Source organism: Micromonospora sp. FIMYZ51 (genome assembly GCF_038246755.1).
Lineage (GTDB): Bacteria > Actinomycetota > Actinomycetes > Mycobacteriales > Micromonosporaceae > Micromonospora.
On record NZ_CP134706.1, the window covers coordinates 2,338,518 to 2,352,756 of the forward strand.

Genomic DNA, 14,239 nt, shown 5'->3' on the forward strand with positions numbered 1-14,239 from the left:
TTTTCCCGGTGAGTTGTTGATTCCACCGGGATGTCGCCGTCCTGACGACCATCGCCCCCCGGCCGCCGAGCCTGAGGGGCGACCTCACGGCTGCGTCCGGCCGGCCGCGCGGGCCTTGATCAGGGTCTCGACGCCGTCGAGCACCCGGTCGAGCCCGAACCGCCACTCGGCCTCGTTCTCCTCCTCGTCCGCGCCTGCCTCGGCGATCAGCTCGTGGATGGCCGGGTACGGGCCGGGGGCGGTGACCATGGCCAGGTGCTGCCAGTACCGCCGGCCCACCTCCTCCGGCGTCTGCCCGCTGCGGGCGGCTGCCTCGGCAAGGTCGGCGCTGGTCACGGCCCAGCTGCGGGCGTACCCGCTGACCAGCAGGATGGTGGAGATCCGCTCGGCGGCCCGTAGCCCGGTGCCACGGAGGGCGACGAGCCCGTACTCCATCCAGCGCACCGAGTTCGGGTGGATCGGCGGACCGCTGATCGGCACGTGCCGGATCCACGGCTGGCGACGGAGCGCGGCGAGGTTCCCCTCGCCCCAGCGGGCCAGCGCCGGCCGCCAGCCCTCGCCCGGGGCACGCGGTGGCGGCGGCGGCCCGTACGCGGTGTCGGCCATGAGATCGAGCAGATCGTGCTTGGTCGGTACGTACCGGTAGAGCGACATGGTGCCCACGCCCAGTTCGCTGGCGACCCGGCTCATCGAGACGGCGGAGAGCCCTTCGGCCTGCGCCACCCGGATCCCGGTGGCGACCACCTGCGCCAGGCTGAGGCTGCGCTTCGGGCCTCGGGCGGGGCGGTCGCGCAGCCCCCAGGCGAGCGCCATGTTCTCGGGCAGGACGTCGTCGTTCTCAGACCGGACGTCGTCGGGATCGCCCACTCCACCTCCCAGGCCGGGGTCTTGACGATCATCCTAACTTCTGCGTACGGTCTACGCATTAAAGCGTATGCCATACGCAGATTATGGAGAGTGACCATGCCTGAACCCCCCGCGGTCGAACTGGTCGACCTGCGTAAATCCTTCGCCGGTCTGGTCGTGCTCGACGGGCTCTCGATGCGGGTGCCGAGGGGCGGGGTGCACGCCCTGCTCGGTGCCAACGGCGCCGGCAAGACCACCACCGTGCGGATCCTGGCCACCCTGACCCGACCGGACTCGGGCACGGTCCGGGTCGCCGGCCACGACGTGCTGCGCGAGCGGCGGCGGGTACGGCGGACGATCAGCCTCGCCGGCCAGCACGCCGCCCTCGACGACGGGCAGACCGGTCAGGAGAACCTCACCATGCTGGCCCGGCTCGCCGGGCTGTCCCGGCCGGCGGCCCGCCAACGCGCCACCGCGCTGCTGGAGCGCTTCGACCTGACCGCCGCCGCCGGTCGCCGGGTGCTGACGTACTCCGGTGGCATGCGACGTCGCCTCGACCTGGCGGCCAGCCTGGTCGGCACGCCCTCGGTGATCTTCCTCGACGAGCCCACCACCGGCCTTGACCCGCGCAGCCGGATCGGGCTGTGGGAGCTGATCGGTGAGCTGGCCGGGGCCGGGGTCACGGTGCTGCTCACCACGCAGTACCTGGAGGAGGCCGACCGCCTCGCCGACCGGATCGCGGTGCTGCACGGCGGGCGGCTCGCCGCCGAGGGGACGGCGGCCGACCTCAAGCGCCGGTTCGGTGCCCAGCGGCTGGAGCTGACCTGGCGGGACACGGCCGGCTACGCCGACGCGCAGCAGCGGCTGGGCGACCGGGTCAGCCACCGCGACCCGGCCCGCCGGCAGTTGGCCGTGGCCACCGACGGCAGCGCGCCGCAGGTGCGCCGCCTGCTCGACGAGGTCGACCCGGACCGGCACGGGGTGGTCCGGTTCACCGTCCGGGAGGCGACCCTGGACGACGTCTTCTTCACCCTGACCGGCCCCGAGGTACGCACCGAACGGGAGGTGGCCGGTGTCTGAGCTGAGTCTGCGACCGGGGCACGCCGCCGTGCTGATCGGCCGCTGCGTACGGCTGTCCCGGCGCAACGTCGACGCGCTGCTCACCTCGCTGCTGTTGCCGGTGCTGATGATGCTGCTCTTCGTCTACCTCTTCGGCGGGGCGATCCAGACCGGTTCGGCGTACGTGACCTATGTGGTCCCCGGCGTACTGCTGCTCTGCGCCGGCTACGGTGCCGCGGGCACCGCGATCAGCGTGACCACGGACCTGACCACCGGCATGGTCGAACGGCTGCGCACGATGGACGTGGGGGCCACGTCGATCCTCGGCGGGCACGTGATGGCGAGCGTGGTGCGCAACAGCGTCTCCACCGTGCTGGTGTTGGGGGTGGCGGTCGCCATCGGCTTCCGCCCGGCCGTCGCACCGCTGCGCTGGCTGGCCGCCGCCGGGGTGCTGCTGCTGTTCCTGCTGGCGGTCTCCTGGCTCTCGGCGGCGTTCGGGTTGCTCGCCCGTACCCCCGAGGCGGCCAGCGGCTACACCTTCCTGGTGATGTTCCTGCCCTACCCCAGCAGCGCCTTCGTGCCGGTGGAGACGATGCCGAGCTGGCTGCGCGGTTTCGCCCAGCACCAGCCCGTCACGCCGGTCATCGAGTCGCTGCGCGGGCTGTTGCTGGACACCCCGGTCGGCTCCGCGCCGGCCCGGGCGGCGGCCTGGTGCCTCGGCTTCCTGGCCCTGGCCGTCCTGCTCGCCACCCTCCTCTTCCACCGCCGCACCACCTAACCCCCACCCCACCCCACCCCACCCTCCACCCCCACCCCATCCCCACCCCCACCCCCACCCCACCCTCACCCGTGTTGATCATGAGGTTGGCGGCACTTTGAAGATCGACCAGTGCCGCCAACCTCATGATCAACGGGGAGAAAAGGGGGAGGGGGAGGGGGAGGGGGAGGGGAGGAGGGTAAGGGGGTTAGTCGTTGAGGATTTCGGCTAGGCGGTCGCGGAAGCGGCGTTCGGAGGCGGTGACCGTGCTGCCGCCCAGGCCGAGGATGCCGCCGGTGCTGGCCGCGCCGACCACGTGCTCGGCGATCTCCACCAGCCAGTGCCGGTACGCGCCGGCCTCACCCTCGTCCACCTTGGCCGCCAGCAGCGCCGCGGCCTGCTTGGCCCGGCCCAGCACCTCCTCGGCGTAGCCGCGAGGGTCGTCGGGGGCGATGACCGGCAGTTCCTCGCCGGCCTCCGGGTCGCCCACCCGGGTGACGATCTCGCCGGCCACGGCCGCCACCAGTGGGCTGGCCGACTCCCGGCCGGCCGAGATGCTCTCCAGGCCGGCGGCGCCCTCGGCCATCGTCGCCCGGGTGCCGTCGGACTCGGCGGCGCTCGCCGCAGTGAGTACCGACTGCGGCAGGCCGACCAGCAGCCCCCATTCCTCGTCCGAGAAACCAAAACCGGTGTACGCCGGTTCTTCGATCACGGCTGTGTCCCTCCCGCTCGTCGTCCACCTTCTCGCCGGTCCGTGCCGATGCGATGCGTCGGCGGCCGGCTGGTTGAGCCGCCGCAGGCGGCCGGCTCAGGTTAGTTCAGCGTCAGTAGTCCTTGTTCGGACACCACGCTTACCGACAGGGTCTTGTACCCGACCTCGTCGAAGAGGACCGTCATCCGGCCCTCCTCGTAGCTGAGCACCAGACCCGAACCCCACTCCGGATGGCGGACCTGGCTGTGCACCGGGAACGGTCCGACCGCGCCGTTGTCGGCGACGCTGGTGCCGGCGTGGCAGTTGTCGCAGTGCCCGCAGATCTGGGTCATCTGCTCGCCGAAGTAGGCAAGCAGCGTCTGTCCCCGGCAGGTGTTGGTCTCGGCGAAGGCGCGCATCATGTCGGTGCGCGACCGGGTCAGGCTCTGCTGGCGCTCGGCCTCGGCCACGGCGGCTGCGGCGGCGTCGACCGGAGCGGGCGAGTAGCGCGGTGCGCCGACCCGCTGTCGGGCGCGGGGCTCGGCGGCGCCGACCTGTTCCAGCAGGGCGAGGTACTGGCCGAGCTTGCGCGGCCCGAGTCCGGTCAGCTCGCGCAGCTTCTTGCGGGTGACCGGGGCGCGGCGCAGCAGCGCGGCCAGGTCCCGCAGCTCGGTGGCGTCCGGCAGCCCGCCGCTGAAGTAGCGTTGCAGGCCGACATCCTCGGCCTGCCAGAGCAGCAGTACGCGGGCCGGCTGGCCGTCGCGTCCGGCGCGGCCGATCTCCTGGAAGTAGCTGTCCGGCGAGTCGGGCAGCGCCATGTGCACCACCCAGGCGATGTTCGGCTTGTCGATGCCCATGCCGAAGGCCGAGGTCGCCACCATGATCGGCACCTGGTCGGCGAGGAACTCCTCGTGCAGCCGGACGCGGGCGCCGCTGGACATCCCACCGTGGTAGTGCTGGGCGGGGAAGCCGGCCTCGGTGAGCCGGACGGCCAACTCCTCGGCCGCCCGACGGGTGGGCACGTAGATGATTCCCGGCCGCTCGTCGTCGCGCAGCAACGCGACCAGCCGCCGCCACCGGTAGTCCTCGGTGGGGCAGTGCGCCACCTCCAGGAAGAGGTTGGGCCGGTCCAGCCCGGACACCACGATCTCCGGCTGGCGCAGGCGCAGCCGGGCGACGATGTCGTCGCGTACCGGCGGGGAGGCGGTGGCGGTCAGCGCGACCACCGGCGGGCGGCCGATGCCGTCGATGAGCTGACCGAGGGCCAGGTAGTCCGGGCGGAAGTCGTGTCCCCAGGCGGAGATGCAGTGCGCCTCGTCGATCGCGACCAGGGCCGGTTTGAGGGCGCGTACCTCGGCCAGCCGGTCCGGATTGGCCAGTTGCTCCGGGGTGATGAAGAGGAACTCGGCCCGGCCGTCGCGGATCTCGGCGATCGCCTCGGCCTGCTGGGTCGGGCTCTCGTCCGAGGAGATCCGGACCGCCCGCAGCTCCGGTCGCTGCCGTTCGTTGAGCGCGGCGATCTGGTCCTGCTGAAGGGCGAGCAGCGGCGAGATCACCACGGTCGGGCCGGGGATCAGGCTGGCCGGGATCTGGTAGATCGCCGACTTGCCGGCACCGGTGGGAAGCACCACCAGGGCGTCGCGCCGCTTCATCACCGCCCGCATGGCGGCCAGTTGGTTGGGGCGCAGGGCGGTCCAGCCGAACAGGCTGCGTGCCGCGCGGCGCAACGACATCGAGTGCGTGGTCAGCTTCATCGAGGGCCGCAGGTACCCGGGTGCTCCGACGGCGAAACCCGTCGGCCGGGCGAGCGTGCGTCCCTGGTGAGATTCAACGCAGCCGGGGCAGCACCTCGCGCTGGTACAGGTCGAGCAGCCCCTGCCAGTTCGGCCCGGTGTTGGCCACGTAGACCTCGTCGAAGCCGGCTTTCGCGTACGTGTCGATCTTCGCCAGGTGCGCGTCGGCGTCGTTGCCGCAGACGAACGTTTCGCGCATCGCCGCCGGGTCGACAAGTTGGGCGGCCTGCTCGAAGTGGCGTGGCGAGGGCAACACCTGCAACAGCTCACCCGGGATCGCCTCGGTCGGCCAACGCTCGTACGCCAGCCGTACGCCCTCCTCCTCGGTCGGCGCGTAGGCGGCTTTGAAGCCGGCCTGGCACGGCTTGTCGCCCCCGCCCTCCTCCCGGAACCGGCGGACCAGGTCGGCGTCGGGCATGGTGTTGATGAAGCCGTCGCCGATGCGGGCGGCGAGCCGTACCGCCTTGGGGCCGAACGCCGAGACGTAGACCGGCGGGGGCGTCTCCGGCCGGGTGTAGATCCGCGCGTGCTCCACCCGGTAGTGGCGGCCGTAGTGGTTGACGAAACCGCCGTCCCACAGTTTCCGCATCACCTCGACCGCCTCCTCCAGCATCTCCAACCGGACGCCGGCCTGCGGCCACGGGTCACCCAGAATGTGCTCGTTGAGCGCCTCGCCGGAACCCACCCCGAGGACGAACCGGCCGCCGTGCAGCACCGCGCTGGTGGCCGCCGCCTGGGCCAGCACCGCCGGGTGGATCCGGGTGGTCGGGCAGGTCACCGCAGTGGTGACGGGCAGCGTGACGGCCTGGCTCAACGCGCCGATCATCGACCAGACGAAGGGGCTCTGCCCTTGCGCGTCGATCCACGGATGGTAGTGATCCGAGATCCACAGCGCCTCGAACCCGGCCCGCTCGGCGGCGCGTGCCTGCGCCAGCAACTCGGCGGGCGCGTACTCCTCTGTGGACAGGAAATAGCCGATCCTCATCTCTTCCCCCTCACCGTGGTGGTGCCTGCGGCGGTACCCAGGCGGGGGCCGGTCACACCCCGGTCGCGGTCAGCGCCGGAACATCGCCCGGATCGCGATGAGCAGCAGCAGGCCGCCCACGACCAGGCCGAGCAGGCGTACGCCGGGGATGTCGGCCGGGCTCGTCGCGTCGGCAAGTAGCAGCGGATCCATAGCCGCACTTTCCCGGCGGAGCGCTCCCAAGACAACTGTAAGGTTTATTGACTAATTGGGTGGCGCAATGTGACCATGTCTGCACCGCCGGGTGGCGGAGAGAATCCACGGCGCAGAAGGCGGGGGGCGACGCTCGCATGGGCGAGAGCAATCTGGCGGGGCTGGCCGCCGCGGTCCTGCAACCGGGCTTCGTCGGCACCGCCCCGCCGCCCTGGATCTGTCGCTGGCTCGGCGCGGGCCTCGGCTCGGTCGTGTTGTTCAGCCGCAACGTCGTCGACCCGGCACAGGTGGCCGCGCTCACCGCCGCGCTGCGCGCCGAGCGGCCCGACGTGATCGTCGCGATCGACGAGGAGGCCGGGGACGTCACCCGCATCGAGTCGGGCCGGGGCAGTTCCCGGCCGGGCAACCTGGCCCTCGGCGCGGTGGACGATCCGGTGCTGACCGAGGAGGTCGCCCGTGATCTCGGCGGTGAACTCGCCGCCGCCGGCATCACGCTGAACTACGCGCCCGACGTCGACGTCAACTCGAACCCGGACAACCCGGTGATCGGCGTCCGCTCGTTCGGCGCCGACCCCGCGCTGGTCGCCCGGCACACCACCGCATGGGTACGCGGCCTTCAGGCGGCCGGCGTCGCGGCCTGCGCGAAACACTTCCCCGGCCACGGCGACACCCGGGTCGACTCGCACCACGACCTGCCTCGGATCACTGCGGACCGGCAGCGGCTGCACGCCGTCGAACTGGGCCCGTTCCGGGCCGCCGTGGCGGCCGGCGTACAGGCGGTGATGACCGGGCACCTGCTGGTGCCGGCGCTGGATCCCGGGCTGCCGGCCACGCTCAGCGAACGGATCCTGGGCGGCCTGCTCCGCGAGGAGATGGGCTTCAACGGCGTGGTGGTGACCGACGCGGTGGAGATGCGCGCGGTCGCGGGCCGGTACGGCCTGGCCGGCGCGGCGGTGCGGGCCCTGGCCGCCGGGGCGGACGCGATCTGCGTCGGCGGTGAGCACGCCGACGAGCAGACGGCGCGGCACCTGCGCGACGCGATCGTGGCGGCGGTGATCGCCGGGCAGTTGCCTGAGGAACGGCTGGCCGAGGCGGCGAAGCGGGTCGGCCAACTGGCGGCGTGGACGGTGGCCGCCCGCGCGGAGCGGGCCGGTCCCGATGTGCTCAAGGCCGGTCCCGATGTGCTCAAGGCCGGTCCCGATGTGCTCAAGGCCGGTCCGGGTGCTGCCCAGGGCGGTCCGGGTGCTGCCCAGGCCGACGGCTCGGCGGTCGGGTTGCTGGCCGCCCGACGCGCCGTCCGGATCACCACCGGCGCGGCGGCCACCCCGCTGCCGCTGGCCGCCGCGCCGCACGTGGTGGAGTTCGAGCCGCCGCCAAACATCGCGATCGGGACCGCGACCCCCTGGGGGGTGGCGGCTCCGCTTGCCGAACTGGTGCCGGGCACCACCAGCGCCCGTTGGAGCGAGGCCACGGTCCCCACCGACCCGACCGCCGGTGCCGCCGGCCGCCCGCTGGTCCTGGTCGTCCGCGACCTGCACCGGCACGGCTGGATGCGCGCCGCCGTCGACCGGGCGCTTACCGGCCGGCCCGATGCGGTGGTGGTGGAGCTGGGGGTGCCGGCGCTTGTCGTCGGCAGCGTGCACGTGGCCACCCACGGCGCCACCCGGGCGGCCGGCCGGGCCGTGGCCGAGTTGCTCGGCGGCGGCGCACTCAGCCCAGGCTGGTGACCAGGTCCGCGTACTCGGGATGACGTTCGATGAAGGCCGTCATGAACGGGCAGCGCGGCACCACCCGCTGCCCCCGCTCGCGCACCTGATCCAGCGTGCCGCGGATCAGCGCCGAGCCGACGCCCTTGTGCTGGAAGCCCGGATCCACCTCGGTGTGCGTGAAGACGAGCACCCCGTCTCGCGGCAGGTACGCGGTGAAGCCGGCCAGCGCGTCGTCGACCAGGATCTCGTAGCGGCGTTTTGCGGGATCGTCCTCGATCAGCATGCTCACCTGCCCATTGTCACCGGCCGGCAGCGGCGCGGTAACTTTTCGCGGGTGCGACGTACCCTTGGCGGCGTGACGATGAAGCCCCTCGCCGGCAATCCCCTCCGTATCCCCCTCCGCAAGACCGCCGGGCTGCTGGCCGGCCTCGCGCTCGGCGCGGCCGTGCTGGCCGGGTGCAGCAGCGAGGGCGCCCGCACCGACTGCCGCCTGGATGCCTGCACGGTCACCTTCGACCGGGGCGTGGACGCCCGGGCCAGCATCTTCGGGGTGGAGGCCCGACTGGTCGAGGCGCAGGACGACGTGGTCACCATCGAGGTGGCCGGCCAGCAGCTGTCGCTGACGGTCGGCCAGCAGGCCACCGAGGTCGGTGGGCTCGCGGTCACCCTGGACAGCGTCACCGACTCCGAGGTGAAGGTGGATATCTCGCGCAACCCGGGCTGACCTCGACCGGGCGGCGGTGGCGCACGTTTGGAAATCTTCGCCATCGGAGATTGAGGGCCCATGTCTCTCACCCGGAACGCCGAAGCCACCGCTGCCCGTACGGCCGACAGCCGGTGGCTGGAACTCCTCGCCCGGGCCGGCTTCATCGGCTACGGGATCGTGCACCTGCTGTTCGGCTGGCTGGCGCTACAGATCGCCTTCGGCAACTCCGCCGACGACGGCGACCAGTCCGGCGCGCTGCGTACCCTCGCCGCGCAACCCATGGGCAAGTTCCTGGTCATCGCCATCGCGGTCGGTATGGTCGCGATGGCCATCTGGCAGGCCCTCGAAGCGGCCGTCGGGCACCGCACCGAACGAGGCAACGACCGCCTCAAGGAGCGGATCATCTCGGCCGCCCGGACGGTCATCTACCTCTGGCTGGCCTGGACCGCCTGGAAGGTCTTCTCCAACGCCAACTCCGACAGCGCCTCCCAGCAGGAGGAGCTGACCGCTCGGATGATGGAGTCCACCGGCGGTCGGTGGCTGGTCGGGCTCGCCGGCCTGGCGCTGATCGGGCTCGGCATCGGCATGAGCATCTACGGTTTCCAGAAGAAGTTCATGAAGCGCCTGAAGACCGGCGAGATGAACGCCCGGACCAGCCAGCTCGCGCGTCGGCTCGGCATGGCCGGCTACATCTCCCGGGGCAGCGCGTTCGCCGTGACCGGCCTGCTGGTCGTGCTGGCCGCGGTCAACTACGACCCGGAGCGGGCCCGGGGCCTGGACGCCGCGCTGCGGACGCTGCGTGACCAGCCGTTCGGTACCATCCTGCTGGTGCTCATCGGCCTGGGCATCGCCGCCTTCGGTGTCTACTGCTTCCTCCAGTCCCGCTACCGCAAGGTCTGACTTCTCCACCACCCCCCACGGTGGCCGGTGGCGAGGATCCGAGGCAACATTGCCCCTTTGTGCGGATCTTGCCGTCGGGTCAGAAGGAGAAGGACACGTGCACAGCTACCTCGTGACGATCGTCGCCGCGTTCGCCGCGGCGGCGATCGCCCTTGCCGTGGTCGAGGTGGTCCACCGCCTCATCAGGCGATGGGGTCGTCGGTCGCTGCTGTTGACCGAGCTGGCGGAGCACGCGCACCGCTCCTTCCAGGTCGCCGCCACCGTGCTCGCCGTACAGTTCGCCATCCGGTTCAGCACCGGGTACGCGGTCGGCACCGGCTGGCGACAGGCCCTGCTGCACATGTTGGTGCTCGCGGTCATCGCGGCCACCGCCTGGCTGGTCGCCTCGCTGCTGGTGGTGGTGGAGGACACCGCGCTGGCCCGGTTCCGGGTGGACGTGCCGGACAACCGGCACGCCCGCCGGGTCCGCACCCAGGTCGTGATGCTGCGCCGGGTGACCATCGTGGTGATCGTCGTGCTCACCGTCGGCGTGATGCTGATGACCTTCCCCGCGGTGCGCGGCATCGGTGCCGGCGTACTGACCAGTGCCGGTGTGGTCGGTATCGTCGCCGCGCTGGCCGCGCAGAGCCTGCTGGGCAACGTCTTCGCCGGCCTGCAACTCGCCTTCAGCGACGCGGTCCGCCTCGACGACGTGGTCGTGGTCGAGGGGGAGTGGGGCCGGATCGAGGAGTTGACGCTCAGCTACGTGGTGGTGCAGATCTGGGACGACCGGCGGCTGATCCTGCCCACCTCCTACTTCACCAGCACCCCGTTCCAGAACTGGACGCGCACCGAGGCGAAGGTGCTCGGCACGGCCGAGTTCGAGGTCGACTGGTCGGTCCCGGTGCAGGCCATGCGGGAGGAGTTGCGTCGGCTGGTGGAGAGCACCGAGCTGTGGGACGGCCGGGTCTGCGTACTCCAGGTCACCGACGCGACCGGCGGCATGATCAAGGTTCGGGCGCTGGTCAGCGCCGGCAGCGCCGGGGCTCTGTGGGACCTGCGCTGCCTGGTCCGCGAGCATCTGGTGGCCTGGGTACGCGACCAGCGGCCCACCGCGATGCCCCGGCTGCGGACCGAGGTCGGCGACGGTGCCGGCAACCTGCCCTGGCAGTGGGTGAAGCCCCGGGCCTCGGCCGTCCGCCGCCCCGCCGAGGGCGAGGTCCCGGACGACGCGCGTCTCTTCGGCGGCAGTGACGACGGCGAGGCCCGCAGCGAAGCCTTCGTCGGCCCCGACGAGACCGCCGAGGCCCGCCGCTGACCGTTGGCGCGTCGGTCCGTCTGTCGCACGCTCTCCGGTCGCTCGTCGCACGCTCTCCGGTCCGCGGAACTCACGCTCTCCGGTCCGCGGAATCAGCGCTCTCCGGTTAGCCGGATTCCTGCGGTTACGCCCGAACGGCGACGGTCGAGGACGTTTGGCGGCGCGTTTGATGGGGACCTGCTGCGACGACGCTTCTGCTCCTTTCCGCTGGACAGGATTGACGGGCAGCGACTTCGGGCATACAGCGCGGGAACGATGAGAGGGGGACAGCATGGCTGATGTGGCGAACGTCCGCGTCTCCCAGAACGGGAGCGAACCGTCCACCGCCGAGCTGGTCCAGCGGGCGGCCGAGCAGGTGTCCCGCCTGGTGCGCGACGAACTCGCGCTGGCCCGCGCGGAGCTGACCGCGAAGGGCAAACACGCCGGCATCGGTGCCGGTCTGCTCGCGGGCGGGGGTGCGCTCGCCTTCTTCGGTCTCGGCGCGCTGATCACCGCCGCGATCCTGCTGTTGGCCCTGGTGCTGCCCGCCTGGGCGGCGGCCCTGATCGTGGCGGCGGCCCTGTTCCTGGTTGCCGGCGTGCTCGCCCTGATCGGCAAGCGGCAGGTGAACCGGGCGGTTCCGCCGGTGCCGCAGGCGACCGTACGCAGCCTGCGCGCCGACGTCGACGTGCTCAGCGCCGCGGTCAAGGACAGGGGACGGGCATGACACGCAACGGAACCGGCGACACCGAGGCGCTGCGGGAGGAGATCCGGCGTACCCGGGTCGAGTTGGGCGAGACGATGGAGGCGTTGGCCGCCAAGGCCGACGTCAAGAAGCGACTGAAGTCTTCGGCGGACCAGGCCCGCGAACGGGTGCGGGAGCAGGCCGCGCAGACCGTGGCGCGGGTCCGCGCGCAGGCCGGGCTCCGCCATGAGCAGGAGGGGTCCGGCGAGGTCGCGATGCGGTCGGGTCCGGCGCCGTTCGTGGCTCTCGCGGCCGGCGCGGTGGTTGCCGCAGTGGTGTTGCTGATCATCAGAGGGAGGCGAGGGTGAGCAAGGGAATCGGCAAGGCCGCCTACCGGCCGGTCGGCATCCTGGCCGGCTTCGCCGCTGGTGCACTCGCGGGCGCGATCTTCCGCCAGGTGTGGAAGATGACCGCCGGCGACGGCGATGCCCCGAACCCGACCGACGAGGACCGTCGATGGGGCGAGATCCTCGCGGCGGCAGCCCTACAGGGAGCCATTTTTTCGGTGGTCCGGGCCGCTGTGGACCGGGGCGGAGCGGTCGGGGTGCGCCGACTGACCGGCCGCTGGCCGGACTAGTCACAACGGAAAAACGCGTGGTCAGGCCGCGCTCGCCGGTTCGCTGGTGAGGGGGCCTTTCGCCGTACCGGACAGCGCCGCCCGGCGGACCTGACGCATCCTTCAGGTCACATGTCGGAGAATTTCGTCGGGTAGGCTGTGCGAAGTTTTTGCGTACGTGGTTTGCTGTTCCACGCTGTTGCGAGATGGCGTGGGTTGAGAGAAGTTCCCTTCACTGGGGGCCGCCTCAGGCACCGCTGCTCGAAAACGGCCAACCGGCCGCACGGCGTGCTCGGCCGCCAGTTTTAGAAGGAGATACACATGGCGCAGGGAACCGTGAAGTGGTTCAACGCTGACAAGGGCTTCGGCTTCATCACCGTCGACGGCGGGGGTGCTGACGTGTTCGTCCACTTCTCGGCCATCCAGACCAGCGGCTACCGCACGCTGGAGGAGAACCAGCGGGTGGAGTTCGAGATCGCCCAGGGCCAGAAGGGTCCGCAGGCCGAGCAGGTCCGCCCCCTCTGAGTGGTGCCGGCCGGTGACCGCCGGCAATGGGTGATCCGACCACTCGGATCGAGCGAAGCCCCGCATCCCGTCCGGGACGCGGGGCTTTCCGCGTCTGTGACTCCCGTCCGCTGTGCCTCGGTGTCACCGCCGCACCGGTGGGAAACGCCAGGCATCGGGCCTTCCCACCGGTCGCTCAGCGGCGACCGCGGGCCCGGGCACCGAGCCAGAGCAGGACCGCGCCGGCCAGCATCAGCACCGCGCCGACCATCGCCCAGACCCGCTTGTCGGTGAGCACACTGCCCTCGACGTAGCCGAGACCCTGCACGGTCCAGAGTGCACCCACGACCACGGCCAGCAGACCGAGGGTGAGGCGGAACCAGCCACTCATCGCGACCTCCCTCTGCCGGGACCCGTCGGCGGTCACTGCACCCGGCGCGTCGGTCACCATCGGTGGTGCACCTGCGGACGGATCAGGTCGTCGTATACCGCGCTCACCTGCGCCAGTTCCGTCGTGGACAGTGCCGGCTGGTCGGCCACGGCGGCGTTGGCGCGGGCCTGTGCCGCGTCGCGGGCACCGGGGATGACCACGGTGACCCCCGCCTGGTCCAGCACCCAGCGCAGCGCGAACTGGGCAGTCGTGCGGTCGTCGCCGACCAGGGGGGCGAGCCGGCGGACGGCGGCCAGCCCGGTGGCGAAGTCGACGCCGGAGAAGGTCTCGCCCACGTCGAACGCCTCGCCGTGCCGGTTGAACGAGCGGTGGTCGTCGGCGGGGAAGGTGGTCTGCTCGTCGTAGCGGCCGGAGAGCAACCCGCTGGCCAGCGGTACGCGGGCGATGATGCCGACCCCGGCGGCGGCAGCGGCCGGCAGCACCCGCTCCAGCGGCTTGTGCCGCAGCGCGTTCAGGATGATCTGGACGCTGGCCACCCCGGGGCGGGCGATCGCGGTGAGCGCCTCGTCGCAGGTCTCCACGCTGACGCCGTACGCGGCGATCCGCTTCTCGGCGACCAGGGTGTCGAGGGCGTCGAAGACCGCGTCGTCGGCGAAGACCACCGTCGGCGGGCAGTGCAACTGCACCAGGTCCAGGGTGTCCACCCCGAGGTTGCGCCGGGACCGGTCGGTCCACTGCCGGAAATTGTCCACGGTGTACGCCTCGGGGGTCTGCGGCACGCGGCGGCCCATCTTGGTCGCCACCGTCAGCCCGGCGTCGGGGTGCGCCGCGAGGAACCGGCCGATCAGCTGTTCGCTGCGTCCGTCGCCGTACACGTCGGCGGTGTCCAGGAAGGTGACGCCGGCCTCGACCGCGGCAGTCAGCACCGCCATCGCGTCGTCCTCGGTGACCGTGCCCCAGTCGGCGCCGAGCTGCCAGGCGCCGAGGCCGACCACGCCTACCTGCCGACCCAGCCGGGGGAAGCTGCGTTGTTCCATACGGGTGAGCCTAGTGATCCGCCTTGCCCCGCCCGTGGCCGGGCCGTACGCTTAACAAGACGGACGTACGGTTTGTAAGAGTTGACGCGGAG

At 71.7% G+C, this 14,239-nt stretch carries 18 protein-coding genes; 10 read left to right on the top strand and 8 right to left on the bottom strand.

The features are described 5' to 3' along the window. Positions 1-84 precede the first annotated feature (84 nt). Positions 85-867, bottom strand: coding sequence for a TetR/AcrR family transcriptional regulator (locus QQG74_RS11375; RefSeq protein WP_341720260.1), 783 nt, complete (start codon positions 865-867; stop codon positions 85-87). A gap of 96 nt (positions 868-963) precedes the next feature. On the opposite strand from QQG74_RS11375, the gene QQG74_RS11380 reads away from it, so the two are divergent. Both QQG74_RS11380 and QQG74_RS11385 read left to right on the top strand, forming a co-directional pair. Beyond that, the gene (locus QQG74_RS11380; RefSeq protein ID WP_341720261.1) at positions 964-1,926 is read left to right on the top strand and encodes an ATP-binding cassette domain-containing protein; all 963 of its coding nucleotides are present in this window, start codon (positions 964-966) and stop codon (positions 1,924-1,926) included. Beyond that, positions 1,919-2,683, top strand: coding sequence for an ABC transporter permease (locus tag QQG74_RS11385; protein ID WP_341720262.1), 765 nt, complete (start codon positions 1,919-1,921; stop codon positions 2,681-2,683). The genes QQG74_RS11380 and QQG74_RS11385 overlap by 8 nt, the downstream gene beginning before the upstream one ends. A gap of 187 nt (positions 2,684-2,870) precedes the next feature. On the opposite strand, the gene QQG74_RS11390 is transcribed toward QQG74_RS11385, so the two are convergent. The 4 genes from QQG74_RS11390 to QQG74_RS11405 all read right to left on the bottom strand — a co-directional run bounded on the left by QQG74_RS11390 (position 2,871) and on the right by QQG74_RS11405 (position 6,323). Next, complete coding sequence (locus QQG74_RS11390; RefSeq protein ID WP_341720263.1) at positions 2,871-3,374, bottom strand: hypothetical protein; 504 nt, start codon at positions 3,372-3,374, stop codon at positions 2,871-2,873. Positions 3,375-3,475: 101 nt separating this feature from the next. Next, positions 3,476-5,107: a RecQ family ATP-dependent DNA helicase gene (locus QQG74_RS11395; protein ID WP_341720264.1), complete on the bottom strand. Its 1,632-nt coding sequence runs from the start codon at positions 5,105-5,107 to the stop codon at positions 3,476-3,478. A 73-nt stretch (positions 5,108-5,180) separates the two neighbouring features. Next, positions 5,181-6,131, bottom strand: a complete 951-nt coding sequence (locus tag QQG74_RS11400; protein ID WP_341720265.1) for a TIGR03557 family F420-dependent LLM class oxidoreductase — start codon at positions 6,129-6,131, stop codon at positions 5,181-5,183. Between the two features lie 69 nt (positions 6,132-6,200). Then, positions 6,201-6,323 carry a hypothetical protein gene (locus tag QQG74_RS11405; protein WP_275408815.1) on the bottom strand — a complete coding sequence of 41 codons (123 nt, stop codon included), beginning with the start codon at positions 6,321-6,323 and terminating at the stop codon, positions 6,201-6,203. Between the two features lie 137 nt (positions 6,324-6,460). Here QQG74_RS11405 and QQG74_RS11410 point away from each other — a divergent pair, with 137 nt between their 5' ends. After that, positions 6,461-8,050 (top strand): glycoside hydrolase family 3 N-terminal domain-containing protein, encoded by a 1,590-nt coding sequence (locus QQG74_RS11410; RefSeq protein ID WP_341720266.1) that lies wholly within the window; start codon positions 6,461-6,463, stop codon positions 8,048-8,050. Here the strand turns inward: QQG74_RS11410 and QQG74_RS11415 are convergent. Further along, a complete protein-coding gene (locus QQG74_RS11415; RefSeq protein WP_341721202.1) occupies positions 8,034-8,315 on the bottom strand; it encodes a GNAT family N-acetyltransferase in 282 nt (93 codons plus the stop codon). The genes QQG74_RS11410 and QQG74_RS11415 overlap by 17 nt on opposite strands. Positions 8,316-8,393: 78 nt before the next feature. Here QQG74_RS11415 and QQG74_RS11420 point away from each other — a divergent pair, with 78 nt between their 5' ends. The 7 genes from QQG74_RS11420 (at position 8,394) to QQG74_RS11450 (ending at position 12,740) form a co-directional block, all read left to right on the top strand. Beyond that, on the top strand, positions 8,394-8,756 hold the full coding sequence (locus QQG74_RS11420) for a hypothetical protein (RefSeq protein ID WP_341721203.1): 363 nt from the start codon (positions 8,394-8,396) through the stop codon (positions 8,754-8,756). Between the two features lie 60 nt (positions 8,757-8,816). Continuing rightward, a complete protein-coding gene (locus QQG74_RS11425; RefSeq protein WP_341720267.1) occupies positions 8,817-9,638 on the top strand; it encodes a DUF1206 domain-containing protein in 822 nt (273 codons plus the stop codon). A 97-nt stretch (positions 9,639-9,735) separates the two neighbouring features. Beyond that, positions 9,736-10,935, top strand: a complete 1,200-nt coding sequence (locus QQG74_RS11430; RefSeq protein ID WP_341720268.1) for a mechanosensitive ion channel domain-containing protein — start codon at positions 9,736-9,738, stop codon at positions 10,933-10,935. Between the two features lie 271 nt (positions 10,936-11,206). Further along, positions 11,207-11,641, top strand: coding sequence for a phage holin family protein (locus QQG74_RS11435; protein WP_341720269.1), 435 nt, complete (start codon positions 11,207-11,209; stop codon positions 11,639-11,641). Beyond that, positions 11,638-11,967 carry a DUF3618 domain-containing protein gene (locus tag QQG74_RS11440; protein ID WP_341720270.1) on the top strand — a complete coding sequence of 110 codons (330 nt, stop codon included), beginning with the start codon at positions 11,638-11,640 and terminating at the stop codon, positions 11,965-11,967. The genes QQG74_RS11435 and QQG74_RS11440 overlap by 4 nt, the downstream gene beginning before the upstream one ends. Beyond that, on the top strand, positions 11,964-12,236 hold the full coding sequence (locus QQG74_RS11445; RefSeq protein ID WP_341720271.1) for a DUF4235 domain-containing protein: 273 nt from the start codon (positions 11,964-11,966) through the stop codon (positions 12,234-12,236). Before QQG74_RS11440 ends, QQG74_RS11445 begins: the two co-directional genes overlap by 4 nt. Before the next feature lie 300 nt (positions 12,237-12,536). Continuing rightward, a complete protein-coding gene (locus QQG74_RS11450; RefSeq protein WP_011905669.1) occupies positions 12,537-12,740 on the top strand; it encodes a cold-shock protein in 204 nt (67 codons plus the stop codon). A gap of 175 nt (positions 12,741-12,915) precedes the next feature. On the opposite strand, the gene QQG74_RS11455 is transcribed toward QQG74_RS11450, so the two are convergent. Next, the gene (locus tag QQG74_RS11455; RefSeq protein WP_341720272.1) at positions 12,916-13,110 is read right to left on the bottom strand and encodes a hypothetical protein; all 195 of its coding nucleotides are present in this window, start codon (positions 13,108-13,110) and stop codon (positions 12,916-12,918) included. Between the two features lie 53 nt (positions 13,111-13,163). After that, a complete protein-coding gene (locus QQG74_RS11460; protein ID WP_341720273.1) occupies positions 13,164-14,147 on the bottom strand; it encodes an aldo/keto reductase in 984 nt (327 codons plus the stop codon). Between the last annotated feature and the right edge of the window lie 92 nt (positions 14,148-14,239).

Excerpts from the sequence above, each read along its gene's own strand:
- QQG74_RS11380 (WP_341720261.1), top strand. The coding sequence starts at position 964 with ATGCCTGAACCCCCCGCGGTCGAACTGGTCGACCTGCGTAAATCCTTC.
- QQG74_RS11395 (WP_341720264.1), bottom strand. The coding sequence starts at position 5,107 with ATGAAGCTGACCACGCACTCGATGTCGTTGCGCCGCGCGGCACGCAGC.
- QQG74_RS11400 (WP_341720265.1), bottom strand. The coding sequence starts at position 6,131 with ATGAGGATCGGCTATTTCCTGTCCACAGAGGAGTACGCGCCCGCCGAG.
- QQG74_RS11405 (WP_275408815.1), bottom strand. The coding sequence starts at position 6,323 with ATGGATCCGCTGCTACTTGCCGACGCGACGAGCCCGGCCGACATCCCC.
- QQG74_RS11410 (WP_341720266.1), top strand. The coding sequence starts at position 6,461 with ATGGGCGAGAGCAATCTGGCGGGGCTGGCCGCCGCGGTCCTGCAACCG.
- QQG74_RS11415 (WP_341721202.1), bottom strand. The coding sequence starts at position 8,315 with ATGCTGATCGAGGACGATCCCGCAAAACGCCGCTACGAGATCCTGGTC.
- QQG74_RS11420 (WP_341721203.1), top strand. The coding sequence starts at position 8,394 with ATGAAGCCCCTCGCCGGCAATCCCCTCCGTATCCCCCTCCGCAAGACC.
- QQG74_RS11425 (WP_341720267.1), top strand. The coding sequence starts at position 8,817 with ATGTCTCTCACCCGGAACGCCGAAGCCACCGCTGCCCGTACGGCCGAC.
- QQG74_RS11435 (WP_341720269.1), top strand. The coding sequence starts at position 11,207 with ATGGCTGATGTGGCGAACGTCCGCGTCTCCCAGAACGGGAGCGAACCG.
- QQG74_RS11440 (WP_341720270.1), top strand. The coding sequence starts at position 11,638 with ATGACACGCAACGGAACCGGCGACACCGAGGCGCTGCGGGAGGAGATC.
- QQG74_RS11450 (WP_011905669.1), top strand. The coding sequence starts at position 12,537 with ATGGCGCAGGGAACCGTGAAGTGGTTCAACGCTGACAAGGGCTTCGGC.
- QQG74_RS11455 (WP_341720272.1), bottom strand. The coding sequence starts at position 13,110 with ATGAGTGGCTGGTTCCGCCTCACCCTCGGTCTGCTGGCCGTGGTCGTG.
- QQG74_RS11460 (WP_341720273.1), bottom strand. The coding sequence starts at position 14,147 with ATGGAACAACGCAGCTTCCCCCGGCTGGGTCGGCAGGTAGGCGTGGTC.